The sequence below is a fragment of the Plantactinospora sp. KLBMP9567 genome (genome assembly GCF_033446045.1).
GTDB lineage: Bacteria > Actinomycetota > Actinomycetes > Mycobacteriales > Micromonosporaceae > Plantactinospora.
Genome location: NZ_JAWQRR010000066.1, coordinates 1 through 24,332 on the forward strand (window position 1 = coordinate 1; position 24,332 = coordinate 24,332).

Genomic DNA, 24,332 nt, shown 5'->3' on the forward strand with positions numbered 1-24,332 from the left:
GGCAGATCCGGATGCCGGCTCGGTTCATTGACTGACCACCGATGGGAGGATCGGCGGTGTGATTGAACTGCCTGGGGGATCCTGGTGGGACTGGGACGTACTGCACTTCGACGGCTCCCAGCTTCGGTTGGCCGCGGGACACGACCTGACCTACCACCACGGTCTCGAGGTGGTCTTCACCGACGTCGCATACCTGGCCTGCCCGACCCAGTTCTGGGATCCTCGGTTCCGGGAACCCAACCTTGCAGAGCGCGCACTGGTGCGTCGGCATATCGGTGAAGAATCACCAGTGGTCGTTGCCTTCGACGTCGATGCACCGGCCGGGGGCGATCTTCTTTCCTGTCTCGTCGCAGCCGGGTCGGTTGAGGTGGTGCACGGCCCGGTCTACCGCTACTGGCGTGACAATCTCGCTGCTGGAGAACGACTGGCTCCGCACGTGCGCCCGCCGGAGCCATCCTGAGGTCCGCACCTTGCCGGCGCCGCGGCTACTACCGACAGCGACGTCCAGCGCGGCGTAGAGCGCGTGCCAGGCCTCGTGGAGCGAGGCGGTTGGTACCGGCTGCAGTCCACCGGCGGCGGCCTCGTGGTGGCCGTGCACGTAACGTACGGGCACGTGGGTCGCACACCGGTAGATCGGCTGTCGGGTGACCTGATCAGGTATGCGACGGAAGCACCGTCCTGTCAGGTTGTATCCGGTTCGCTGCCGTTGGGCCCCGGGCGGGACGATGTGTGGGTGAACGAACCGAGCAATGGGCACCGGCAGGGCGAAGCTGGCTGGTTCTCCGCCCGATGCATCTTCCGTCTGGGGTCCGACCCGGCGAGTCAGCTGTACGAAGAGCGGCTGACGCTGTGGCGGGCCGAGGACTTCGATCAGGCGATCGCGTTGGCAGAGGCAGAGGCGCTCGGGTACGCGGCTGAGCAGCCGGACATGACCTTCGCGGGGCTGGTTCAGGCGTATCGGCTGTTCGACGAACCAGGACACGGTGCGGAGGTGTTCTCATTGGTCCGAGAGAGCGGGCTGGAGCCGCAGGCCTACCTGACGAGGTTTTTCGATACCGGCAAGGAGAGGCAGGGTGACGCCAGCCCTGACGCCTGACCACACGGCGACCGAGCCGACCGCAACCCTTGCCCGCCACCTCACGCCTGACCTGCGGCGGATGAGGATGCCCAGCTCCAACACGGTGTTCACGCTGCGGCCCGGCATCGGGCTGGCACCGTCTTCGCTGCGGCACGATGGATGCTCGGCTGGAGCGACCCGGCACGGTACACCGAACGACACCAGGGTGCGGAGAGGAACCGTACGATCCGGCGGTGATCGAGATGCCATCACCCGTCGCGTTCCTTGGCCTGCCGCTGTGGCTTGGCCCTCCGGTGCTGCTGATCATCATGGTGACTCGGGTACGCGTCGTGCGCATCACATTCGGAGTCGGGCTGGTCGTCGCTCTGACCTTCCTCTTCGCCATCGCCTGCCAGCTACTGCAGGGCCAGGGTTTGCCAAACTGGAGCGAAGGGTTGGTGCTCTGGGGACCGACCACGCTCGCATTGTGCGCCATAGCCGTCCTAGCCGATGGACCCACATCGGCCGGCTCTGGACGAACGGCGAACCGTACCTCGCCATCGACGCCGCCGTTCGCCGTTCCTGGCGCGGCATGAGCGATGGCGAGTACGAACGGATCGTCGACATGCCCCCCGAGGACACCAGCATCGCCGTCGCCGGCTCTACCGCTCTTCTTGTCGGCGCTGACGGGGTCGTTCGTGACGACAGCTGGATGGAGGTGTTCGAGTCCGCGGAGGGCACCCTGGCGATCGTCCAGGCCTCGGGCCCGGACTATCGCGGAACCCTCGAATCGGCACTGCACCATTCATCGACCACCGATGACGTCGGTGATGCCCTCAGCATTCCCAGCGGCGACATCGCAATCTTCAGCGCCGCCCTCGACGGAACAGGCGAGCACGCGATGCCGCTGTCGCCGCCTCAACCAGGCCCGCCCCCGGCTGAGCATGGACCTCCGTCACGGGAGCCGGACACGGGACTGCTCCTGCCAACCCGCAGCAACGGATACAGGCTCAAAGTCAGGTGGTACACCAAAATTGACGACCAGAGCTGCTTCGCCCGGTGGCTGCTCCTCCCGACACACGACCGCCGACCCACATGATGCTCAACCAGATGCACGCGCCTCGGTGCAACCGACGCCGGCGAGCAGCGCCCGCCGTCGATTTCGGTGACGAGCGGATCGCGGCTTTCCGCATAGGGATGTGTCACAGGTGTGCGCCGCCGGTGGCGTCGAGATGCTGGCCGGTGACCCAGCGGGCCTCGTCGGAAGCGAGGAAGGCCACCACGTCGGCGATGTCGGCGGGTTGGCCGACCCGGTTGAACGCGGAGAAGGAGCCCCAGAAAGCGAGTTGTTCAGGGTTGTCCCGCAGCCAGACGGCGTTGCTGTCCACGTCGACGATGCCAGGGACCACCGAGTTGACCGTGATACCGCGTTCGCCGAGCTGCTTGGCGAGGGTGAAGGTGAGAGTGTGGATGGCGCCCTTGGTCAGCGAGTAGGTGATCATCGCCGGTGCGGCGATGCGGGTGACGCCGGAGGAGATGTTGATGACCCGGCCGTTGTTCCGCAACTGGTTCAGGGCCTGCTGAAGGATGAAGAACGGGGCTTTCACGTTCACGGCGACGATCTTGTCGAATTCGGCCTCGCTCGTGCGGACCAGGTCGTTGGAGCTCGCGATGCCGGCGTTGTTGACCACAATGTCGACGCCCGGTTCGGCGCCGGATTCGGTGAGGCCGGCGTCGAAGGCGGACCACAGCGCCTGTGCGTCGCCGGGTACACCCAGTTCAGCGCGGACCGCGAACGCGCGGCCGCCGGCTCCGGTGATGGCGGTGACGGTGTCGTTCGCGGCCGCCTCGTTGGTGCCGTAGTGGACGGCGACGAGGGCGCCGTCCGCCGCGAGTCGTGTGGCGATTGCCCGACCGATGCCTCGGCTGCCGCCCGTGACCAGAGCGGTCTTGCCGTTGAGCAGTACCATGATGCCGCGTGACCTTTCTGTAGTAATCACTATGTATTGCCTGGGCATCAGGCTAGCGAGCGCTATAGAATGTGTCAATGGCCAATGATCATCCCCGCCGGCGTGGCCGGCCCCGAGCCTTCGATCGGGACCAGGCCCTGTTGACGGCGCTGCACAAGTTCTGGCAACGCGGCTTCGAGCCGGTGTCGGTGGCCGAACTCACCGCGGCCATGGGCATCACGCCACCCAGCCTCTACACGGCGTTCGGCGACAAGAAGACTCTGTTCCGCGAGGTGGTCGAGCGCTATCAGCAGACTCACGGCGCGTTCTTCGCGACGGCACTCGCGGCGGAGGAGTCCGTGCGCGACGGTGTCGCCCGCGCGCTACGCGCCGCTGCGGTGGAGTACACCCGGCCCGAGCATCCACCTGGTTGCCTCGTCATCAGCGCGGCCGTCAACTGCACCGCAGCATCGGCTGACATCACCGAACTGCTGCGCGCCCAACGGACCGCCAACATCACCGCGCTGCGAAAGCGGATCGAGGCCGATGTCGCCGACGGCCGGCTGCCCGCCGGCACCGACGCCGGCCGTCTGGCCGTCCTCGTCGGCGTCATCCTGCAAGGCATGTCCCAGCACGCGCGCGACGGCGCCGGCACGGATGAGCTTCTCGCCGTTGCCGAAGCCGCTATGCTCGCCTGGCCCGCGAAGATCGACGCGTAACCGTTGCTTACACGCTGCGCATGATCCGATATCCGCTCATCAGCAGTTCCGGGCTCCCGTCAGACCGCCTCCACGTGACCGTGCGTGACGCGCGGATCGCGGCTACGAGCGTGCGTCTGTCAGCCATCATGTGCGGATGGCAGCAGACATCTCGACCACGCCCTTGAGCGATGCGGAGATGGAACAGCTCGTCGAGTTCCTCGCCCGGTAAATCAACACCGAGCTTGACCAGTTTGAGCATTGGCGGGTCGAGTCAGCCTACGGACCCGCGTTCATCGACATCTCACGCCACGCGTCGCACGACGCCCACTGGGCGATCTGGCCATTGCCCGCTCCCGTCGGCAAGGAGTCCTGAACGACAGCGCGTGCTCACCGGCTCGGCATGAAGTCTTCCGACCATGCGCCCGCCGCTTCGGTCAACGCCCAGGCTCCTTTCCGGTAGTGGCTCCTTCCACCCGAGTGGATGACCCACGAAGATCAACCACAAGAGCGGAACCGAGCCGGCCGTTCCATGCTGACTAGGATGCGGCGATGCAGATCTCCATGTGGGTCCCCTATGACGAGAAGCGACTACGGCGCACGCTCCGGTTCCTCCTCCGTCCGCAGCTGAAATCCGTCCGCATCCTGGGCGGAGTGCTGATCGTCCTCGGCCTCGCCCTGGTGGCACTGGAGCCCTCGATGCCGATGGCCTACGGAGCTTTGGTCCTCGGACTGCTGTTCGTGGTCGCGATCGCACCGATCACGGTGGCTCGGTCGGTGCGTATGCAGTCCGACGTCATCAAGGACGGGTTTCACATGACGCTGGACGACGAGTGGGTCACGGTGGCCAACCCGCTCGCCGAGTCGCGGTTTCGGTGGGCCGGCCTCGGCCGCGTCATCGAGACCCCCGAGGTCTGGTACATCATGTTCGGCAAGATCCAGGCGATCACGATCCCGAAGGACCTGTTGACCGAGGAGCAGCGGGCCGAGTTCGCCGCGTTCGTCAACGGGTTGCAACCCGCCTGGAAGTGACCGCCGCCCATGGCGAAACAGTCACGAGCCAAGACGATGGGGCCGCGAGCCGGCCGATCGTCGGGTTCGGCGCAGGCGAGCTTGACTACCCCGCCCTGAGCACGTCGTCGAGCGGCCAGGCGCGGCGCAGCATAAGCAGCCCGCGGACCGTACGAAGGCGCTGGTGTTCGTCGCACAGTGAACCCGACAGGGCGGTGTACAGCGCCGAGCAGGTGACGGCGATCGGACGCTGGGGCATGTCGTCTACCCATGCCGCACTCGGCAGGACCAGCCACGACCCCACCCGAGCAGGAGGCCCAAACGCACGACATTCGGCAGATCCGTGCGCTGGGGAAACGGCTGGGCTTAGCAACAGCATCACGCAACGTCACCGACTTGGATCGCCGTCAGGCCAGGCGGCGTGTCGCCGGACGTAGACCGAACTCAAGCGCCGGTGTGCACTTGCAGCCGTACCTACCTCTGCACTCGGACCTGTACACCGACACCACCCAGCCCAAGCCGGCCGGTCCCTCGACCTGGCCGGGCTCCCCACCGATCTGGCCCGCATCCGCCCCGACCAACTATCTGGCCGGCAACGGCAACAGGTCGCGATCGCCCGCGCCCTCGTCGGTAAGCCGGGCTGCTGATCGCCGACGAGGCGACATCCATGCTGGACGTCTCCACCCGGGCCGGCGTCGCCACCACCCTGCGCCACCTTGCCGACAGGCATCGGCTGGCTGTTCTGTTCATCACCCATGACCTCGGCGAAGCCGTGCAGAGCTGCCACCAGATCCTCGTGCTACATCGTAGAGCGGCCCAAGCCGGACGGCCCGACGAGGTCGTCGCAAATTCGAACCCCGGCGATCGAGCGGATCTGGTAGCTGCCGCTCGCCGACACCTCCGACCCCCATCGTCAGACCGCGACACCGAACGGCAGTGATCACCGCCAGCAGCCCCGGCAGGACGGCATCGGACACGGTACTCCACGCTACCCAGGCCCGTTGCCACACCAGCACAGATTCGATGTGGTGCGGCGCCTCGCTGACGGTCTCGGACCCGGCAAACTTCGACGAGCCGGGCGGGTCAACGGGCCGACGTAGCCACTACCACCAGGCACATCGCTCCGGAAAGAAGGACGGTTCGCGGCTGCCCCGACCATGCTCCGACCGCTGGAGCAGGCCACCCCGAGAGGCCCAACAGCCTCCACCTCGTGAGACGATGTGATACGCGAAGCCAGCGACATTCGCAAGCATCGCTCGAGAATGCCGCTGACCTGCGACTTCAGGGTGGGCCGGAGGTACCACCATGCGAACCACACCGCCACGATCGCCGGTGACCCGCTACCGCTGACTTTGCCCAGCTCAAGGGCACTGGACGGTGCCCGATGAACCCGACCCGCCCGTCCAAACCACCGGTGCGGTTCACCGATGCGGAAGAGATCAACCCGTTCCAACTCCTCGATCTTCATGGCCATGCCGTCGCTCGGACGCCGGAATCCGGACGCGTTGCCGTCTTGGCGGATCTGGCGTTGTCCGCTGCGATGGTGTCCTGGTGGACTCGCTGGCAACCCTCGACGATCCACACCGCTCTACGGGCGAGCGCGGACCTGACGGACGTCGCGAAAGCGACCGGTCTCGACGCGAGCGACGTCCTCCGGTGGTGGCGGCGATGGGCTGATGTCCAGACGCGGCTGGACATCGGCGGACGTCCGTCCGTGGACCCCATCGAAATCCGGGCCATCGAGCGTCGGCTCGGGCTGGGGGTGGTTCGGTGACGCCGACCCGGCTTGCCCGAGACGTGAGCACGGTGGCGGTGGCCGGGATTGCTGCCTGGTCGTCATGGAGCCACATGGTCGCTGTGGCGTTGAGATTCGGTGAGCGTCCCGAGGTTGCCTATGTGCTGCCGCTGTCGGTCGACGGGATGCTGGTTGTCGCGTCGGCTGCCATGGTCGAGGACAAGCGCGCCGGTCGGAGGGTGCGCTGGTCGGCCCGGACGGCGTTCGCGGTTGGGGTGGCGGCCAGCGTGGCGGCGAACATCGCCGCCGCCGAGCCAAGCCTCGGCGCGCGGATCGTGGCGGCATGGCCGGCGGTGGCGCTGCTGCTGGTCGTGGAGATGCTGACCAGAGCGCAGCCGGCCTGGGGCAACGACCACCGAGCTTCAGACACCGCCCAGCCGCCTGTCTCTGACACTGTGTCTGCGTCGCCACAGGTGTCGCTTCCGTTGGAGGTTGTGACCGAGATGAAGGAGGCGCAGCGGACTGGGGTCGCCGACGGTCCGGCGACGAGCCAGGTGTCGGCGCCCCTCCGGCGGCGACCCTCACGACGCAAGCGGGTGACGGGACGCGCGGAGCGGACAGCAGACGTTGTAGCCCGGCTGCGTGCCGAGCGGCCGCAGGCCAGCCCGGCGGAGTTGGCTCTGGCCGCCGGCGTGTCCGAACGCCATGTCCGACGCCTTGTGGCGGAGAAGCCTGAGGACGCACAGCCAGCAGAGAGTTCTTCTTGATGGTGCTGATGACCTATGACAGCCTCCCAAATTCCGTTTTCCTCTCTCGCTCCACGGCATATGGCTCCGGGCTGCGACGGCCGGGACACGAAGAGTGGACCAAAGTCGCTACACTCCCCGGCTGTACCCAACGGGCGACGGGGAGACGTGACGCGGTGCGCAAAGCAAATCTGGGCGTGTTCGGCGTAAGCCTCGGCGTACTTGCCGCCACCATCGGCTGCGGAACCGCACCGGAGGCGCAACAGCCACCAGCCCAAGCGACAGCGAGCGCACCGAGCGAGCGGCCCACCTTTGACCCACCGCGCACATTCGACGTCTCCGACCCCATTCCGCTACCGGACAGCGCGTCACTGTCGAAGATCAACCTGGGTGGACAACGCGTCGAGCCGCTACCCCTGTTACTCGACGGGAACCGCCTCTGGATCTCGTCGGTGGACCGGCTGGAAATCGTTGACATCACCTCCGGCATGGTCACCGGCACGCTGCGACCCGCACATCAGCCTGCACTGTCGCCGTCGACGCAGAACCCGTTCGTCGGCGGTAACCCCGCTCAGCCGCCGATCCTGGCCGGAACCGGTGCGCAGCGCCGTGTGGTGACTGCCTTCGCCGCCACTGCGCCCGGCAAGGGCACGACACCGCCGCGCCCGGTTATCGAAATCCTCGCCGTTGACGCCGGGACCGGGCGTGAAGCTCAACGTGTCGAGATCGAGCCCAGTGACGAAGATCAGCACGAGTTGACGCGGAAGCACCCGGTCGTCATCGGCGCGTCCGGCCCCGTGGTCGTCGCCCAGGTCGGCACCGACACCGTCGCCGTGAATCTCGATGATCGACGCGAGATCTGGCGCCGTCCGGATTTCGCCCTCGGAGCCGTCGCTGGCAATGTGGCGGTCGGTACCGACGCCAAGGCCGCAGTCGCGCGTGCGCTCGCCATCGAAAGCGGCGCGGAGCGCTGGCGCACCGAGCCCGCAGGGACGATCACCATCAAGCCGGGCAGCCCGAAGATCGTGACCGCCACCGGCGCATCGCAAGGCCGCAAGCAGTTCTTCCGCCTCCTCGACACCGCCACCGGCCGCATGCTGGACGAGTCAACGGCTACCAGCAGCACTGCCTACAACATCACCTGTCTCCACGACGGCCGCAGCGTCACCATCTGCCAGGACCAACGCCAGGACTGGACGGGTGCCTTCGACGACAGCGGGAAGTGGCTCTGGGAACTACCCGGCAAGAAGGCCAACCGCGTTGCCCCCACCGTCACGACCGCATGGCACGGAGCCGTTTACGGCCGTACGGCGAACGGCCCTGTCATCCTCGACGCTCGCACCGGCGAGGACCGGGAGACGGCTCCCGGCCTCACACCGTGGCTCGTCAACGAACACGCCGCGATCGCCAGCCCACCGGATGCCAGCGGCGGGGTGAAGCTCTACCGCGCCACCGGCTGACTGGTGCACGACCCGAGCCAGCCGTAGGTACCGCAGCCCTCGATGCTGTGGCTCAGCAATCACCTTCGGTGGCCGTCAGTTCGTCTGTCCGGTCGGTAGGTGCCGGCCGATGTAGCCGACATAGATCCGTCCGCTCTGCGCCGTATCGTCGTAATAGTGCATGCGAGGGCTGATCATCGCGAACTGAGCGATCTTGAAATGCGCACCCATGAAGATTTCGCCCGCCGCAATGACGGAGACCGGCACGGGTAGCACCCGCTTCCTCCAGAACGCCGGGTTGGTTCGGACCGCCTCGCTCTCGTCGCGGGCGTGTCGTCGCGTCGGCCACTCGTGGCAGCCATCCGGAGTGTTCTCCAGGAAGCCATGCACGTCGCGATCCCAGCGCCCGTCTGCCTTCGCAGCTGCATAGTCCTGGAGCACCAACAACGCGTCCCAGGTCTTCGAAGCCCAGGCACCCAGGGGGTCGTTGCTGTCGAGTTCCTCAGCACAGTCAGGATCGCCCGTGAACACGACCTGCTGGAGCCTTGGCAGCCAGCGGAGCAACTCGCCGAAGCTGTCCGGCCGGGAGACGTCCGCTTCCGATGGCTGTGCCGTCCAGGCCACCTCTGCTTGCCCCATGGAGGCGAGCCGGTGGCGTAGCGTCCGTTCAGTCTCCGCGGACCGGGTCAGGCGCTCTACCGCGTCCCGGTTCTCAATCTGCTCATCATCCAGCTGCCATTTGACGTCGTGATACGCCTTCTGTGTCTCATCGAGTTCGGCTTGGAGCTGCGCGAGTCGGGATGCGATGTCTTTCTGTGCCTCCTGCGATGACCGACCGACCTCGATCAGACGCACGATCTCGTCGATTCGGTCGACGGTGAGGTCATCGATTCCTACCTTGATCGTCAGGTAGTCCAGCAACATGCCTTGCTGCGCGCTGACGTCGTCTTGCCGGCGATCACTCTCTCGCGTCTCGACGGCCGCCTGGGGCTGCGACGGAACGAGCGATGGCCGCTTCGAGCTGATGTCGCCGAGCCGGTGCACCAACATGTCGTCGGCGATACGTTCCAGCATCCGGTGTACCCGCGCCACCGATGCGGGTAGCGGCTGTTCGAGAGCCTGAAGTTGGGCGTTGGAGGCGAGGACCCGCGCGAGCCGGGGCTGTTCGTTATCGTCGGCGATCCGTTCGGCGCTCAGCACCCGATGCCGCAACCCGTCGACGACGGAATCCGGTTGAACCTGAGAGCGGTAGGTACGAAGCCGGCCGGGCAGTACGGCGTGGGCCTGGCCGAGCCGGTCGTTGAGCGACTGTGTGGCCGCCCCGTCCAGCACGTAGCACGAGGCCATGCCGATGGTGAACCGGGTCAGGTTGGCGATCCGGTTAGTCCATGGGACTGAAGGCAGCGAGTCGTCGTTGCCTGCGACGAAGACGACACCTCGTCGCTCGGTGTCGATGAGCGCTCGGTGGACCTCGTCGACTTCGTCGCCGCGGATGACGATTGGTCGCGTTGTGAGGCGTGCGGCACCGTCCCAGGCATCGATGATTTCAAGCATAGGGGCGAGGAAGCGGGGGGTGCCTGCGAGGCGGGGGCGGCTGCGTGGGTCCTCACTGTCGGGGTCGGGTGATTCGATGTCGATCCAGGCCCACGCCGCCCGCTCTCTCGCGTTGGGCGAGTGTACAGTCAGTTGGATGATCCACTGCCCGTCCGGCTTCGTCTCGACGATCCGTACGCGCGTTGATGTCGATCCATCCTGCCCCTCGTGCTGCAGCAGGAGGGCCCTGACGTTGTCGCCGATGGTCGCCCACCGATTCTCATGAAGCGCGGACGGATCCCAGCCCTTGGGGCCCGCGATCCAACGGTCGAGTTGTTCCCGTACCAGTGGCTGCAAATGGTTCCGCTCGCAATGGGTCGTGAACACAGACCTGAAACCGAGCATTGCGCCGTCCCGAGGGGTTACAGGCGAGAAGGCTGCGTCGAACGCGTCGCCGCACTCGCTCGATGCGGCCCCGGTGGCCTGCGTCTGCTACCCCAGCACCTGGTCTTGGTTCGGAAGCTGGAGTAGCGGCGGCGGTGTCGAGGGCGGCATCTGGACAAGGAAAGGTCAATCCGCTTGCTTGCTGGTCACCGAGATGAGCTGTTGATCATGGTGCGGATTCCAGGTCATTGAGGAGCGCATGTACAGGCGCCCAGCACATCCGCACCGTGTCCAGGTCGGGCACGAGCCCATAGTCGATCTGGTGACGGGGGTGGACGAAGTTGCGGTAGTCCCGGACCTTCTCCATGAAGTCCTTGGCATCGGTCTGAACCCACTTCTTCCGATGCGCGTACTCGAGGAGCAGGTGAAGGCCCGCTCGTTCGGCCCGAACCCGTCGGCCGTTACGGTCGACCAGGCCGTTCCTTCGCACGGTCTCGTCGCGGTCAGTCACCACGACGTGCAGCAGTCCTTCGACGAAGCTGCCGATTCCGATGATCGCCAGCGCGTAGGCTCCGTTGTTCTGGCAGATGGATGCTTCGTCGGCGCGTGCCATGAGGATGTCGACTGCCTTGCTGTTGGGGGATAGTCGTCGCACCCGCTCGTGGAGGTCCGGCGGCGGCCCGTACAGGGGAACGTCACTGCTCTGGCTGATCTGACCGAGCACGGGGCGCCCACCGACGTAGGTGATGGTGAGCTGTTCGGGAGCCAGGATGCGGTTCAGTTCTTGTGCGATCGGTTCGGCGGCCTCGACGCCGCCGTCGTACTCCAGCGGATCACCGATGCGACAGAGCAGCCGGTCGAGGGCGGCGGCATCGTCGGCATGGGAATTGAGTACTTCTGTCAGCCAGGGGATCCGCGGCGAGCCGTCGTACTGCGGATCGCCAGGCCACCGGACCCGGTGCAGGAACCGCTCGATCTGCGTGCCGGTCCGTTCGTAGGGACCATCGACGTCGCAGATCAGGCGGGCGACGCGTTCCAGGGTCAGCGGGTCGAGGGCAATCATCGGGATACCTCCCGGTCGGCGCGCTGCTGCGCGATGTCGAGTGCTTCGGTCAGGTGCTGGAGGATGACTGAGCCCCGTTTGCGGAAGCCAAGTTCGCTCATGGCCTCTTGGAGGCGCTCATCCCGATCACGCTGGAGCTGGTCGCTCACCAGCCAGGTGCAGATCTGTACCAGCTGTTCCCGCGTGTAGTCGGTGATCCGAAGACCGATCGGCACGTCGGGGCGCGGACCACGGCGGGTCGCCGGCGGCGCCGGTTGCTGAGCGGGCCGGCGTGCCGGCGGTACGGGGTGGCTCCTCGCGGCGTGGTTGGCGCGGTCGACCGCCTGCTTCCAGCGGGCGATGAGTCGGGCTGTCTGGCCTGCTGGGTCCAGGTACCAGTCGGTCGACCAGATGCGGTGGAACTCCCATCCGAGGCGCTCGAGGTGCTGCTGGCGTAGCCGGTCCCGGTCCCGGGCGCTGTGTGCCTGGTGGTACGAGTGACCGTCGGTCTCCACAGCGAGGACCATGCGGCCGGGCTGGTCCGGGTGGGCGAGTGCCAGGTCGATGCGGTAGCCGGAGACGCCCCACTGCGGCACGGCGTTGATGCCCTGCTGCTGGAGAGCCTTCAGGACGCTGCGTTCGAGGCCGTTGAGCTCGACCCCGGTGTGCTGTCGCGCGCCCAGGTCGCCGCCGAGGTCGACGAACTCGAGGTAACGGCGGAGCAGTTCGGGTCCGCGGTTCCGTGTTGCCGCGGTCTGGTTCGGGTCCATGTCGTGGTGGGAGAAGGCGCTCACCACGGTCATCCGACTCCGCGCTCGGGTGACCGCGACGTTGAGGCGCCGCTCACCGCCCTCCTGGTTGAGCGGTCCGAAGCGCAGCGGAAGTCGGCCGTCTCTGGTCTTGGCGTAGCCGATACTCAGGATGATGGCGTCCCGCTCGTCGCCCTGGACGTTCTCCAGGCTCTTGATGAAGAACCGCTGGCTCGCGGCTCGGTCCTGGGAGAAGAAGTCGTCGAGGTGCTCATGCTCTCGGCGTCGGCTGCGCAAGGTCGCCTCGATCCGAAGGGCGTGCTTCTGCCCCATCGTGATGACGCCGAGGCTCTCGTTCGGTCGCTGCTCGGCGTGCTCGAGAATCAGCTCGACCGCCCGGATGACCTCCTCCGTTGACGAACCGCCCTGCCCGGGGGCGACACGGCCATCCACCGTCTCCAAGCGCAGCGGGCTGTCGACCTGCACCCCAGGGAACGTAACGAGGGACCGGTTGTAGATCTCGACGTTCGAGAAGGCGATCAGGCGCTCGTCTCGGCTGCGGTAGTGCCAGGTCAAGCGGTACCGGTCCGAGATGAGGCCACCGAGGACGTCAAGAACGGACTCGTAGTCCTCAAGGCTTTCGTCGCCGAGATCATCGTCTTCGCCAGCCGGGCTCTGCTGAACGAGGCGCCGGAAGAACGGCGTGGGTGGGAGCTGCTTCGGGTCGCCGGCGACGACGAGTTGGGTGCCCCGCATGATCGAGGCGACCGCGTCGTGCGGCTCGATCTGGCTCGCCTCGTCAAAGATGACTACGTCGAACGATCGCTCGGGCGGCAGGATGCGGCTGACCACCAGTGGTGACATGGCCCAGCACGGGAACGCGGTGAGGAGCACCTCCGGAGCGCTGCTGAGCAGCTTCCGAAGAGATAGGTGCCGGCTCTTCTTGGCCGCCTCCCGCCGGACGAGGCCGTTCTGGTCGGGATAGGCGTCCCGGGACTTACGCAGGTTCACTGCCACGTTGCGGCGCACGTGTCGGGCCGCCATCTCGATGTGCCGGCTGTCCGCGGCGCGGAAGTCCTGGACCACTGCGGCATGCTGCTGTCCCACGAACTGACCGAGGTACGGAACCCGCATGCGCATCTCGTCGAGGACCACCTGCAACCAGGAACGCAACAGAGTGTCGGCTGCCTCGTCGCTCGAGACCTGCCGGGCGGCCAGGTCATCAAGCATGTGGCTCAGTCCCAACGAGCGGAACAGCTGCTGCTGTTTGTTCAGGTCGGGCATCAGGAACAACGTCTCGCGGTCGGCGTTCAACTCGGCGAGCGTGTTGGCCGCAGTGGTGGTAGGTCCACGCTCAAGGCCGTCGATTCGGGCACATGCCGCCACCGCGGCGAGGTGGTTACGCACCTGCGTGAAGGACGACATGCACAGGTCGGCACCCGCCAGAGCAGTGGGTGCGCTGTCCTGACGGCTGAGCTTCCGCCACCGCTCACGTTGGTCCACCGCAGCGACCAGGCCCTGGTACATCTCGGATCGCTTCCGGGGGCCGGCCGGACAAGTCCGCCGCAGCTCGCGGCGCAGTTGGAACCGGCGGAAGATGCCGAGCGGCTCCGGCCGGCGCGGCCGGGATCGCCCTGGTGCTGTCGCGTAGACGAAGTCGTCCAGATCCCGGCCGAAGACCTGCTCGCCGTAGCTGGCGATGGTGCGGTCGACCTCGCTGAGCAGGTCGAACAAATCCGTCCAGGCAGCGAGGTCGTCCGGTACGTCCAACCCCGCCCGGTCGACCAAGTCCCGGATCTGGCGCTGTGCGCCCTGCAGGGCACCGGCCGCGAGTTCGTCGAGATGCACCAGCACCTTGCCGACGTCGTCTGGGGTGCGGATGGAAGCCTTAGCCCACGGCGACTCCCCGCGCCAGATCCTCAGGCCGCCGCGATCCACGAACGTCCGAAGGTCCTCCCGCGCGGACTCAAGCCTCGACCGGTCAAGGTTCCGCAGCTCGGACGCGCGCAGGTTGTAGCCGCTGACGTCGCAAGTCGGAAGCGCGAGGAGCTGCTCGATGACCTGAAAAGCGCTCACCCCCCAGGGCTGCCGAACCTCGTGCAGCTCGGCCGGGTGCCGTTTCGCCGCAGCCCGGCGGCTGTGTAGGCGGCGGTGCAATTCGTCAGTGTCGACGGGTGGCTCGGCGCTGGTTTGGGTGAGGACGTTGGCGATGCGCTGGGCGACCTGCCGCTTACTGATCTTGCGGTCGTGCAGGTCGAACACCAGATTGTCGAGCCCGACGTCGCCAAGGCGGTTCATCACCGCTTCGATGGCAGCCCGCTTCTCGGAGACGAACAGCACGCTGCGGCCCATCGCGGCCATGTAGGCGATGATGTTCGCGATCGTCTGGCTCTTCCCCGTGCCGGGTGGACCCTCGATGACCACATGCCGGCCGGACAGCACCGCGTCAATCGCCGACTGCTGAGACGAGTCCGCGTCGTGGACCAGGAACTCCTTGGTCGGATCGATCCGATCGGCACTGGAGCTGGACCCCTGAGCTTGCTCAGTGCGCAGCTGTTGCCGAGCGTCGCGATCGCCCGCCATCGCGCCGATCACCGGATGTGATGCCAGCAGCTCGGCCGAGTTGCGCAGGTCCTCGACCATGGGGAGCTTGTCGAAGCTGAAGACGCCGGCAATCACCGCGGGCTCGAGCCGGAGAGACAGGCCGCTGGGAGCGACTGCCTCGGTGATCAGCTCGTATGCAGCACTGAGCTGCTGGTCCGGGTCAGCGATCTCGGACAGCATCGCGCTCAGCTTCTCGCCGAGGGCGCTGATATCCGCCTCCACGCCATACTGCCGCTCCAGCGCGTACAGGAGAACGGGATTGATCTCGGGTGACTCCGACAGCTCCAGCGTGAAGTCGTTCTCCGTCGCCGTCCTGCTGTCCAGCGCAAGCTGCTGCAGAATCAGCGGCGCCCGCAGCGGTTGCATCGGCACGGACCCCCGGGTGTAGGGACCGACCATGCAGAGCAGGCCGCGGGTCACCCAACCAGCCTGGATGCCCTGCTCCTCCTCCAGCTCAACCAGCTTCCGGCGGAGGCTGCGGGCAGTATTGCAGGCGGTGTTGTGCCGGTCCTGGTCCGGGAACAGCGTCCGCAGGCGAACCTTCTGCCCCCGGAGCAGGTCAGCGACCACGCCGGGAGCCGCGTCAGCGAGATCGAGGGTAGTGGTCTGTCGCTCCTTGAAGTAGAGCAGCGTGTTGCGCGGGCCGAAGTCGATCAGTTGGTCTGCCCACCGGCCGGCAGCCTGTTCAACGAGGTGGAGCACATCCGGTTGGGTCAACAGCATCTCGTCTCCAAGTCAGTCGACGTACACCAGTGCTGATCCGCCGGGCCGTCGGCCCGAGGCAAAGCCCTCCAGGATAGGGCGCTCGACACGTTCATCTATGCATCAGATTTCCGACACCGACGTCATCGGAACGACCCCACTCAGTAACCTCCACCTCGTTGCCTGGAGTGCCGCCGCGCCTTGTCGGCACATCGAGCAGGCCGAGATGTTGCAGTACCGGGGCGCGGCTTGGCGCAGCTGAAGGCCAACTCGAACAGGCGCTGCGTGGCGCGGGAGAGGCCGTAGCGGGCGATCCTCGCCGGGACTTGGTCTCCGATGCATCGATGGGGGAAGTCAGGGTCAGCGAGTGACGGCGGCCGGCGGCTTCGGCGGCTCGTGTGCGCGAAGAAGGTTGGTGGCATCGACGGTGGCACTGACCAGGGCGCACGTCGTCGCGGTGAGGGCGAGCCAGAACGTCACGGTGCTCTTCCACTCCTCGGCGATCTTCACGGTCACCACCTGGGTGACCTCGGTAGCCTCGGTAGACCGGCCTCGCCGATTGCTCGGGTCAGGCTGACGACGCCAGCCGAAGCGGGCAAAGAACTTGGCCCAGGTGTGGTTCGACCGGCCGCAGCCGAAGATCACACCGTTGACCTTGCGTCCGCACCGGTCGCCGTTCTGGGTGGTCACGCCGCACGTCGTCGGCGCCTTCACGGCGAGCAGCCAGGCCGGGATGGCGATCGCGATCGACGCCGACCAGGCGAGGCTGATGAGGTCGAGCGTGACGAGGTAGTAAACGACGCCGACTATGGCCAGCGCCTCAACGCCGAGGATCAGCATGGCCTGATCTCGCTTCAGCATGTAGGGGCCTCCGAGTGGTCAAGGAGCGCGACGATGTCGAGGAGTTCGGCGCGGAGCCGGGTCAGCTCGGCTGCGGTGACGCCGAGTTCGTAGTGGTGGTGGTGACCGGCGCGGGACAGCGCCCACCACAGGTAGCTGGCCCGGCGCCCGAGGTCGGGGCCGGCGTAGTGGGCGAGCAGCAGCAACTTCGGTCGCTGCACCCGGGTCCGTCCGATCTCCGGACAGACCCGATCCCAGTACCGGTTCATCGCTGCTTCCAGTTCGTGACGAAGCAGCCACGCGCACGCACGGGGCCAGGCTCCACGGGTGCCTCGGATGACGCTGCTGAGCATCCGGTCGGCGGTGGCGAGGTACAGGGACGTCGTCATCGCAACCGCCCCACGAGCGCAGCGGTGTTGGCGACCATCGCCCGGACAGGCATGCTCCGGTGTCCGTGGACCGCCTCCGCCACCGCTTTGACCGTCCGGGTGGCCTGCGTGCCGTAGTCACGGTCGAGACGAGTGAAGAGCTCCGGGCGGGGTACGAGGCGGCCGAAGAGCCCGAGGCTGAGTCGGTCCTTCACCGTATGGGCGCGGCTGAGTCCTTCCAGGATCTGCTGGTAGGGCGTGCCGAGCTGATGCTGGGCGGCGCGGTAGCGATCCATGCTCACCGACTCGATCGCCGACCGGCAGAACCCGGCGACCATCAGGTACTTCACCTCGTCCGAGATCTCCGCAGCGACCAGGGCGCGGGCATCGTCGAGGTAGCGGTCCGCCGGGTCACAGACCTTGCGGACCTCGACGATGGAGCCCTCGCGGCGGGTGACCTCCCGGACGTCGGCCTCGATGTCGAGGCGGCGAATCGCTTCCGGCAGCCGGTCGTCGTGGGTGAACACGATGACCTGCCGGGTCAGGGCGATCTCCCGCAACACCTCGGCCAAGCCATCAATCTTGGTGGGGTCCATGCTCTGCACCGGATCGTCGATGATCACGAACCGGTACGGGCTGGTCTCGGCGCAGGCACGGGGCAGGAAGACCGCCAGGCCGAGGGCGTGCAGCTCACCCTGGCTCATCACCGCGAGCGCGCTGGTCTCGACGCCGTCGGCGGCCACGGGGAACAGGACCCGGCGGGTGTTGTTCACTCCTTCCATCCGCAGCCGGTGCAGCTCGACGTTGCTCTCCTGCCGCAGCTTCTGCCACACCCGGTCCGACTGGGCGGCGAAGCTGCCCAGCCGGTCGGCGCGGATCGCCTTCTCGGCGATGTCGAGAGCCGCACGAGCCTTGGTGAGAAGAGCCAGAGCCGGCGCCTCGGCGCGGACCACGGCCGCGGCGTCGACCCAGCGGCGGGTCGCGGCGCCGGAATCGCGCCAGGCATCGTGACGCTGGGCGAGCCAGCCGGCCGCCGCCTTCATGAGGGTGGTGTGCGCCGCGACGACACTGTCCCAAGCGGCCCGATCGGGGCTGAGGCTGGCGAGAGCATCCCGTACCGCCGTACTCGCCGTGGGGACGTGGGGTGCCAGCGCGGTGGCGGCTGGTTCCAGGAGCCGGCGTATGTCGCCGATCAGACCATCGACCGCACGGCGGGCGTTCGCGCATGCCTGCTGGGCGGCGCGGGCCACCGCGGCGGCTGCGGCCAGTCGGGCGAGTTCTTCCTCCGCCTGCGTACGCCAGTCCTGGTCGAGGGTGCCGGCACGGCACACAGGGCAAGGGCCGTCCCCACGGTCGTGGTGCACGTCGAGCGCGGCCCGCAGGAGCTGAGCGCTCCGGTCGGCGACGCCGCTGTCGGTGGCGGTGGCCTGCCGCACCGCCGCCTCGGACTCGTCCAGGGCAACCAGTGCCCGACCGAGGTCGGGCAAGTCCTGCTCGGCGAGCCGCCGAGCGGCTTCCGCTGCGGGCTTCTCCGATGCGGCGGTGTCGCTGCAGGCAAGGTCGGCCAGCCTGGTCAGGTTCGCCCGGCCGGCCTGCGTGCTCAGGGCGTTCAGGGCGTCGCGGGCACGGTTGTCGTCGATCTGGCCGAGCTGTTCGCGCAGCTCGGTGAAGGCCGCCTTGAGCGCCTTGACGCGGTCGTCGTAGACCTTGCGCCGCTGTTGCAGCCGGACGTCGGTGTCGCGTAGCGGTCCCAGGCCGAGGATCGGCGCAATCGAGTCGTACAGTTCGGCCGGCTTGGCGGTGATGACCCGTTCGAGGTCGCGGGCGGACAGGAAGGGCCGGTACCTGGCGGCCTGACCGATCCACTGCGGCACTTGACCTGGCGGCATCGCGGCGCCGCCGGTGGTCGTGGTGACCGTCGCAGAAGTCAGATCGGTGGCCCCGGTCGGCCAAGTGCGGAGGGTCGTCACCTGCTGGCCGTCGTCGAGTCGTAGGCCGAGTCGGATTTCCGATACGCCGTCGTGGTGCAGGTTCCGCCAACCCTCACGGAAGGCCGCCGGGCGCTGAGCCCAGCGCAGGGAGTCCTCGGTCAGCGTGTACTCGATGGCCTCGGCGATGCTGGACTTCCCGGAGCCGTTGCGGCCCACGAAAACGGTCAGCCCGGTCTTGGGCAGCCGACCGACCGTGACCTGCTGACCGATCCCGCGGAAGCCGGCGACCCGGACCTCTTCCAGGAATGCCTGTGGCGAGGAACCGTCCGCCTCGGCCGACTCGGGCGACGCCGGAAGAGCCTCACCCCGCAGCACGGCATCGAGAACCTGCTCACCGTGGAAGGCGGCAAGAACCAGGTCGCCGACCGCGCGTGGCACCTGGGACTGCTGGAGGCGGTCGGAGAGCTCCTGGTAGAGCGTGAGCGTGTCGTTCATCAGACCCCCTGATGTCGTTGGCACATCGAGGGAACCGCAGTTAGGTCGCCTACACTGTCCTACATACTGTTATCCCCGGATAACAGACAGGTGTTCGTCCTTGAGACTCCGGGACTCGTACCGTGATGGCCGAAGCGGGAGGTGAGCCATGGAGACGGAGTTGATGTCGCAGCGCGAGATCGCACTGCTCGCGCGAGTCAGCAAGCCTGCGGTCACAGCCTGGCGCCGGCGGCACACCGACTTCCCTGCACCCGTATCGGGCGACCACGGCCAGCCCCTTTTTCCCGCAGACGCGGTCGTGGCTTGGCTACTCAGGACCGGACTCGGCCACGCCGACCCGAACACCCTGCGCGCTGAGCAATCCATGCACACGCTGGCGGCGTACGCCCGGCGGCACGGCGGCCGACGCGCGGTCGCCGTCCTCGGCGCCGCGCTCTGCCTCCGCCACCTCGCCGGCCGCGCGCTGCCAGCCGACCCGCTGCCGCTGGCCCGCCGCCTCGATCCCGATGACGAGTTTCTGCTGCACGAGCTGGCCGACGCGCCCGAGCCGGCCGGGCTGGCCCCGCTGGTCGAGCAGCTGATCGAGGGAGCCTTCGACGCTTGGCACGCCTGCCGGTTCCTGCTCAGCTCCGCCAACCGCCTCGGCTGGCCCGAACTGACGGCAGACGCGCTCGCCCCGGAACTGGTCGCCCTGATTCGCCGCGTCGCCGACGTGCCGACCAGGCTGGGCGCCCGCCACGCCATCACCATCGCCGACGGCAATGCCGGCACCGGCGACCTGCTGACAGCGCTGGTGAGCGACCTGGACCGCGACAACCTACGGGTCACCGCGTCCGTTGCCGACGAGGAACTCGCCCGTTTGGTTCGCCGGCAGTTGCTCCTCGCCGACCTGCCCGAGTTCCAGTTCGACATACGCGCCGACGAGCTGGCCGAGGAGTTCGCCGAACCGGACCTCATCGTCACCCGGCTCGCCTACCGGCCCGCCGAGACCCGAGACGCTCTCACCGACCTCGACCGGGTCGAGGCGATCACCGATCTACTCGGCTCGGGCCGCACAGCCATCGTCGTCGGTCCCGCCAGCAGCCTCGTTGACGAGCTACGGGACGGCGCTGCAGTGATGCGTCGAGCGGCGCTGCTGGGCACCGGCATCGTCGAGGCAATCGTGCGGCTACCGGGCGGGGTCTTTCCGGCCAGGCCGGGCCATCCCGCCGCGCTGTGGCTGCTGACCCGGGACCCGGTGCCAACGGTCAAGGGCCGCTTGCTGCTCGCCGATCTCAGCGGTACCGCGCTCGACCAGGCCACGGTCGATTCCGCGGCCGAGGACATCCTCCTCTGGCGCGCCGAGGGGCACCGTAGCGACGGCCACGATCCGCGGATCGGCCGGACCGTCCCGCTGGAAAGCCTCGACCTGCGCCGAGGTGCCGCGCTCCGGCCGCCGGGTCCGACATCGGTCGCACTACGTGCCCGGCTCGCCGCCGACCGACCAGCCCTGATCGGCGAGGTCGAGCGCCGTCTCACCGACGCGGAGCAACAGAGCATCCGGTACGCGCAGGAGCACGGTCCACTGGACACCAGGTCGGTACAGCGAGACGGAAGCAGGCCGAAGGAACTCTCCCTCGGAGCGCTGCGCACGGCTCGTCGGGTCCGCCCTCTTCCCGGGCACCGCCTGTCACCTGGGCATGCCGGACCGCGTGGCCACCACCGGGTCATAGGTGCCGAAGAGGTTCTCGCGCAGTCATCGAACCGCTGGATGGACCGGCTCACGCTCGCCGCCGAGTACCCCCACCTGGCCCTCACCGAACCGGGTGACCTCGTGGTCACCACCGTCCCCAAGTTCGGGGTCTTCCTGGAGGAGGACGGCTTCTCGGTGATCGAGTTCCCGGCTCGCGGCCTGCGCATCTCCCCCGGCGACCCGCTCACCCCGCGAGTCCTCAAGGCACTGCTGGACGCCGCCCGCAACACCACCCGTAGCCCCGGCGCGGTACGCGGACCAGGGTTGCGGGACGCCACGGTCCCCGATCTGCCCCTAAACGAGGCGGCCCGCCTGAACGAGGTCCTGCGCCGCCTGGAGGAGCGCGAGCGTCTACTACAGCGGCAGGCCGGCCTTCTCGCCGAGTTGCGCGAACTCGCCGTGACCGGCTTCGCCGACGGCACCCTCACGACTCTGTACGGTACGAACTCCTGAACGAGAGAACGGAACACACCGTGCCCCCACGCAAACGCGCCAACGGACAGGGCGAACTGCCCGGCATGTCCAGCACCAAGCAGATCCAGGACATCCTGTGGAAGGCCGCCGACAAGCTGCGCGGCTCGATGGACGCCGCGCAGTACAAGGAGTTCGTCCTTGGCTTGGTCTTCCTCAAGTACGTCTCGGACGCGTTCGCTGAGCGCCGCACCCAGATCGAAGACAGCCTATCCGACATCCCGGAAAACCGCCGCGCCCAGTTCCTCGACGAACGCGACGAGTACACCAGCGCCAACGTCTTCTGGGTTCCCGAGAACGCCCGCTGGGACCACCTGGTGGAGAACGCACCCGGTGGCGTCGGCGCGCTGCTCGACAACGCCATGGACGCGATCATGCATGAGAACCGGCCGCTGACCGGCGTCCTTCCGAAGATCTTCAACCGGGACAACGTCGACCAGAAGCGGCTCAAGGAGCTCGTCGACCTGATTAGCGACGCCCGCTTCACCGGCCACGGCGACCGAAAGGCGCAGGACGTCCTCGGCGAGGTCTACGAGTATTTCCTGGAGCGCTTCGCCCGCGCCGAGGGGAAACGTGCCGGCGAGTTCTACACCCCGTCCAGCGTGGTGCGGGTCCTCGTCGAGGTGCTGGAGCCCTACTCCGGACGGGTATACGACCCCTGCTGCGGCTCCGGCGGCATGTTCGTGCAGTCGAAGAAGTTCGTCGAGGCCCGCGCCGGCCGCGAACACACCCATGACATCGCCATCTACGGCCAGGAGGCGAACGAGCGCACGTGGCGGTTGGCGAAAATGAACCTCGCCATCCACGGCATGGACCCCGTGGGCATCGCCGACCGCTGGGCCGACACGTTCTTCGACGACAAGCATCCGGACATGCGGGCCGACTTCATCATGGCCAACCCACCGTTCAACATGAGTGACTGGGCGCGCCGCGAGACCGACCCACGCTGGCGCTACGGGGTGCCGCCGCAGAGCAACGCCAACTACGCCTGGCTCCAGCACATGCTCTTCAAACTCGGCGACCGGGGCAGCGCCGGCATCGTCCTGGCCAACGGCTCGATGTCCTCGAAGCAGTCCGGCGAAGGCGAGATCCGCCGCGGGATGGTCGAGGCGGACCTGGTGGCGTGCATGGTCGCCCTCCCGCCGAACCTCTTCCGCACCACCGCGATTCCCGCCTGCCTGTGGTTCCTGACCAAGGACAAGAGCCCGCAGGGCGCGCGCGCGCTGACCGACCGTCGCGGCGAGACCCTCTTCATCGACGCCCGCGCCCTCGGCACGATGGTGGACCGCACCGAGCGCATCCTCACCGAGGACGACATAGCGAAGATCGCTGACACATACCACGCCTGGCGCGGCACCAGGTCCGCCAAAACCAAGGGCCAGACGTACGAGAACGAACCCGGCTTCTGCTACTCCGCAAAGCTCGACGAAGTGGCCGCCCACGACCACGTCCTCACCCCCGGCAGGTACGTTGGCGCTGCCGAAGCCGAAGAGGACCCGGACGCCGAGCCACTGGCCGACCGCATCGACCGCCTCACCAAGGAGTTGTACGCCCACTTCGACGAATCGGCCCGACTCGAAGCAGTCGTCCGCGACCAGCTCGGGAGGCTCGATGTCTGAGTGGCCAGTTGTTCGTTTCGAGGACCTGGCAGCTCGCGAAAAGAGCGCCATCTCGAAGCCGTATGGCTCCGCCTTCACCGCAAAGGATTACGTCGATGTCGGCGTACCCATGGTGCGAGGGGTCAACCTGGGAACGGGAAGATTTGCGGACGACAACTTCGTCTACATCTCTGACAGCAAGGCAAATCAAATCCCCGGCGCCAATCTACAAGGGGGTGATCTCGTGTTTACACATCGGGGCGTCATCGGCCAAGTCGCCATGGTTCCGCGTTCGCCGAGGTTTCCTCGATACGTTCTCTCGACAAGCCAGGTCAAGGCTCGACTTGATTCGAACCTCGCGCTTCCAGAGTTCTACCTGTACTGGTTCCTGTCACCCGCCGGCCAGCGCGCACTACTCAGCAGAATCTCGACCGTTGGGGTGCCCGGTCTGGCCCAGCCCGTTGCAACGATAAAGGCTACCCGAGTTCCCCATCCTCCGATGAAAGTACAGCGATCGATAACAGATGTCCTCGGCTCACTGGATGAAAAGATTGCGGTCAACGACAGAGTTGCATCGATGGCCGATGCACTAACTGTGTCCCTCTTTCAAATCTGGGTTCAACGGGAAGAGCTCAGTACCACCTCCCTGCGGGAGGTTGCCACCGTGGTGCTAGGCGGGACACCGGACCGCAGCGTCCCGGAGTACTGGACCAGCGGAACCGTCAACTGGGTCAACTCGGGTAGCGCGAACCTGCTTCGCATCATGAAACCCTCAGCGCGCATAACGGAACTGGCATTGCAGAAGAGCGCGGCGAAGATGATGCCCCAAGGGGCAACAGTCCTTGCAATCACCGGCGCCACACTTGGTCAAGTCTCTCGGCTCGAAATCGCGTCGAGCGGAAACCAATCCCTGGTAGGCGCATGGGTCGACAATCCCGCACTTAATGATTGGCTGTACTTCTGGGTGCGACAAAACATCGGAGATCTAACCCGGCATGCGACGGGGGGCGCTCAGCAACACATCAACAAGGGCGTGGTCGAGAGCATGACAGTCGCGCTGCCCTCATCAGATGTGCTGGGTTCCTGGCATGAAGCCGTCCGACCACTTATGGATACGATTGCTGAGACGCTGAGGGAAAACGCGACGCTCGCTGAACTACGGAACACGCTGTTGCCGGAGTTGATGTCGGGGCGGCTGCGGATCAAGGATGCCGAGAAGGTTGTTGAAGAAGCGGTTTAGGTAACGAA

The 24,332-nt window shown here is 66.9% G+C and carries 20 protein-coding genes; 13 read left to right on the plus strand and 7 right to left on the minus strand.

The window, feature by feature from the left end:
* Positions 1 to 58: 58 nt before the first annotated feature.
* The 4 genes from R6Y94_RS43525 to R6Y94_RS43540 all read left to right on the plus strand — a co-directional run bounded on the left by R6Y94_RS43525 (position 59) and on the right by R6Y94_RS43540 (position 2,156).
* The gene (locus R6Y94_RS43525) at positions 59 to 460 is read left to right on the plus strand and encodes a hypothetical protein (RefSeq protein WP_318397996.1); all 402 of its coding nucleotides are present in this window, start codon (positions 59 to 61) and stop codon (positions 458 to 460) included.
* A gap of 273 nt (positions 461 to 733) precedes the next feature.
* On the plus strand, positions 734 to 1,096 hold the full coding sequence (locus R6Y94_RS43530; RefSeq protein ID WP_318403160.1) for a DUF4288 domain-containing protein: 363 nt from the start codon (positions 734 to 736) through the stop codon (positions 1,094 to 1,096).
* Between the two features lie 215 nt (positions 1,097 to 1,311).
* On the plus strand, positions 1,312 to 1,653 hold the full coding sequence (locus tag R6Y94_RS43535) for a hypothetical protein (RefSeq protein ID WP_318403161.1): 342 nt from the start codon (positions 1,312 to 1,314) through the stop codon (positions 1,651 to 1,653).
* Entirely contained in the window at positions 1,650 to 2,156 is a 507-nt protein-coding gene (locus R6Y94_RS43540; RefSeq protein ID WP_318403163.1) for a hypothetical protein, read from the plus strand. The genes R6Y94_RS43535 and R6Y94_RS43540 overlap by 4 nt, the downstream gene beginning before the upstream one ends.
* Positions 2,157 to 2,259: 103 nt before the next feature.
* On the opposite strand, the gene R6Y94_RS43545 is transcribed toward R6Y94_RS43540, so the two are convergent.
* Positions 2,260 to 3,027: an SDR family oxidoreductase gene (locus tag R6Y94_RS43545; protein ID WP_318403165.1), complete on the minus strand. Its 768-nt coding sequence runs from the start codon at positions 3,025 to 3,027 to the stop codon at positions 2,260 to 2,262.
* A 77-nt stretch (positions 3,028 to 3,104) separates the two neighbouring features.
* Here R6Y94_RS43545 and R6Y94_RS43550 point away from each other — a divergent pair, with 77 nt between their 5' ends.
* The 6 genes from R6Y94_RS43550 to R6Y94_RS43575 all read left to right on the plus strand — a co-directional run bounded on the left by R6Y94_RS43550 (position 3,105) and on the right by R6Y94_RS43575 (position 8,656).
* Positions 3,105 to 3,725 (plus strand): TetR/AcrR family transcriptional regulator, encoded by a 621-nt coding sequence (locus R6Y94_RS43550; protein WP_318403167.1) that lies wholly within the window; start codon positions 3,105 to 3,107, stop codon positions 3,723 to 3,725.
* A 531-nt stretch (positions 3,726 to 4,256) separates the two neighbouring features.
* Positions 4,257 to 4,736 carry a YcxB family protein gene (locus R6Y94_RS43555; RefSeq protein WP_318403169.1) on the plus strand — a complete coding sequence of 160 codons (480 nt, stop codon included), beginning with the start codon at positions 4,257 to 4,259 and terminating at the stop codon, positions 4,734 to 4,736.
* Positions 4,737 to 5,382: 646 nt separating this feature from the next.
* Positions 5,383 to 5,655 (plus strand): hypothetical protein, encoded by a 273-nt coding sequence (locus tag R6Y94_RS43560; protein ID WP_318403171.1) that lies wholly within the window; start codon positions 5,383 to 5,385, stop codon positions 5,653 to 5,655.
* 444 nt (positions 5,656 to 6,099) lie between these two features.
* Positions 6,100 to 6,489 (plus strand): hypothetical protein, encoded by a 390-nt coding sequence (locus R6Y94_RS43565; protein ID WP_318403173.1) that lies wholly within the window; start codon positions 6,100 to 6,102, stop codon positions 6,487 to 6,489.
* Positions 6,486 to 7,217 carry a DUF2637 domain-containing protein gene (locus R6Y94_RS43570; RefSeq protein ID WP_318403175.1) on the plus strand — a complete coding sequence of 244 codons (732 nt, stop codon included), beginning with the start codon at positions 6,486 to 6,488 and terminating at the stop codon, positions 7,215 to 7,217. Before R6Y94_RS43565 ends, R6Y94_RS43570 begins: the two co-directional genes overlap by 4 nt.
* Positions 7,218 to 7,372: 155 nt before the next feature.
* The gene (locus R6Y94_RS43575) at positions 7,373 to 8,656 is read left to right on the plus strand and encodes a hypothetical protein (protein ID WP_318403176.1); all 1,284 of its coding nucleotides are present in this window, start codon (positions 7,373 to 7,375) and stop codon (positions 8,654 to 8,656) included.
* Positions 8,657 to 8,731: 75 nt separating this feature from the next.
* Here the strand turns inward: R6Y94_RS43575 and R6Y94_RS43580 are convergent, their stop codons facing one another.
* From R6Y94_RS43580 to R6Y94_RS43605, 6 genes are all read right to left on the minus strand, one after another.
* Positions 8,732 to 10,573 carry a hypothetical protein gene (locus tag R6Y94_RS43580; RefSeq protein WP_318403177.1) on the minus strand — a complete coding sequence of 614 codons (1,842 nt, stop codon included), beginning with the start codon at positions 10,571 to 10,573 and terminating at the stop codon, positions 8,732 to 8,734.
* A 205-nt stretch (positions 10,574 to 10,778) separates the two neighbouring features.
* Positions 10,779 to 11,615 (minus strand): hypothetical protein, encoded by an 837-nt coding sequence (locus R6Y94_RS43585; RefSeq protein ID WP_318403179.1) that lies wholly within the window; start codon positions 11,613 to 11,615, stop codon positions 10,779 to 10,781.
* Positions 11,612 to 15,670: an AAA domain-containing protein gene (locus R6Y94_RS43590; RefSeq protein WP_318403181.1), complete on the minus strand. Its 4,059-nt coding sequence runs from the start codon at positions 15,668 to 15,670 to the stop codon at positions 11,612 to 11,614. Before R6Y94_RS43590 ends, R6Y94_RS43585 begins: the two co-directional genes overlap by 4 nt.
* 339 nt (positions 15,671 to 16,009) lie before the next feature.
* A complete protein-coding gene (locus tag R6Y94_RS43595) occupies positions 16,010 to 16,510 on the minus strand; it encodes a hypothetical protein (protein ID WP_318403182.1) in 501 nt (166 codons plus the stop codon).
* A complete protein-coding gene (locus tag R6Y94_RS43600) occupies positions 16,504 to 16,878 on the minus strand; it encodes a hypothetical protein (protein ID WP_318403184.1) in 375 nt (124 codons plus the stop codon). The genes R6Y94_RS43595 and R6Y94_RS43600 overlap by 7 nt, the downstream gene beginning before the upstream one ends.
* Entirely contained in the window at positions 16,875 to 19,283 is a 2,409-nt protein-coding gene (locus R6Y94_RS43605) for an AAA family ATPase (RefSeq protein WP_318403186.1), read from the minus strand. Before R6Y94_RS43605 ends, R6Y94_RS43600 begins: the two co-directional genes overlap by 4 nt.
* A gap of 148 nt (positions 19,284 to 19,431) precedes the next feature.
* Here R6Y94_RS43605 and R6Y94_RS43610 point away from each other — a divergent pair, with 148 nt between their 5' ends.
* Genes R6Y94_RS43610 through R6Y94_RS43620 form a run of 3 tightly spaced genes read left to right on the plus strand, consistent with a single transcriptional unit; the run spans position 19,432 to position 24,324 of the window.
* On the plus strand, positions 19,432 to 21,468 hold the full coding sequence (locus R6Y94_RS43610) for an SAM-dependent DNA methyltransferase (RefSeq protein ID WP_318403188.1): 2,037 nt from the start codon (positions 19,432 to 19,434) through the stop codon (positions 21,466 to 21,468).
* A 20-nt stretch (positions 21,469 to 21,488) separates the two neighbouring features.
* A complete protein-coding gene (locus R6Y94_RS43615; protein WP_318403190.1) occupies positions 21,489 to 23,105 on the plus strand; it encodes a class I SAM-dependent DNA methyltransferase in 1,617 nt (538 codons plus the stop codon).
* Positions 23,098 to 24,324 carry a restriction endonuclease subunit S gene (locus tag R6Y94_RS43620; protein ID WP_318403192.1) on the plus strand — a complete coding sequence of 409 codons (1,227 nt, stop codon included), beginning with the start codon at positions 23,098 to 23,100 and terminating at the stop codon, positions 24,322 to 24,324. The genes R6Y94_RS43615 and R6Y94_RS43620 overlap by 8 nt, the downstream gene beginning before the upstream one ends.
* The last annotated feature ends 8 nt before the right edge of the window (positions 24,325 to 24,332 follow it).

Bases quoted from the DNA above. Each gene is read 5' to 3' on its own strand.
- R6Y94_RS43540 (WP_318403163.1), top strand. From the start codon at position 1,650: ATGAGCGATGGCGAGTACGAACGGATCGTCGACATGCCCCCCGAGGAC.
- R6Y94_RS43545 (WP_318403165.1), bottom strand. From the start codon at position 3,027: ATGGTACTGCTCAACGGCAAGACCGCTCTGGTCACGGGCGGCAGCCGA.
- R6Y94_RS43550 (WP_318403167.1), top strand. From the start codon at position 3,105: ATGGCCAATGATCATCCCCGCCGGCGTGGCCGGCCCCGAGCCTTCGAT.
- R6Y94_RS43555 (WP_318403169.1), top strand. From the start codon at position 4,257: ATGCAGATCTCCATGTGGGTCCCCTATGACGAGAAGCGACTACGGCGC.
- R6Y94_RS43560 (WP_318403171.1), top strand. From the start codon at position 5,383: ATGCTGGACGTCTCCACCCGGGCCGGCGTCGCCACCACCCTGCGCCAC.
- R6Y94_RS43565 (WP_318403173.1), top strand. From the start codon at position 6,100: ATGAACCCGACCCGCCCGTCCAAACCACCGGTGCGGTTCACCGATGCG.
- R6Y94_RS43580 (WP_318403177.1), bottom strand. From the start codon at position 10,573: ATGCTCGGTTTCAGGTCTGTGTTCACGACCCATTGCGAGCGGAACCAT.
- R6Y94_RS43585 (WP_318403179.1), bottom strand. From the start codon at position 11,615: ATGATTGCCCTCGACCCGCTGACCCTGGAACGCGTCGCCCGCCTGATC.
- R6Y94_RS43590 (WP_318403181.1), bottom strand. From the start codon at position 15,670: ATGCTGTTGACCCAACCGGATGTGCTCCACCTCGTTGAACAGGCTGCC.
- R6Y94_RS43595 (WP_318403182.1), bottom strand. From the start codon at position 16,510: ATGCTGAAGCGAGATCAGGCCATGCTGATCCTCGGCGTTGAGGCGCTG.
- R6Y94_RS43600 (WP_318403184.1), bottom strand. From the start codon at position 16,878: ATGACGACGTCCCTGTACCTCGCCACCGCCGACCGGATGCTCAGCAGC.
- R6Y94_RS43605 (WP_318403186.1), bottom strand. From the start codon at position 19,283: ATGAACGACACGCTCACGCTCTACCAGGAGCTCTCCGACCGCCTCCAG.
- R6Y94_RS43610 (WP_318403188.1), top strand. From the start codon at position 19,432: ATGGAGACGGAGTTGATGTCGCAGCGCGAGATCGCACTGCTCGCGCGA.
- R6Y94_RS43620 (WP_318403192.1), top strand. From the start codon at position 23,098: ATGTCTGAGTGGCCAGTTGTTCGTTTCGAGGACCTGGCAGCTCGCGAA.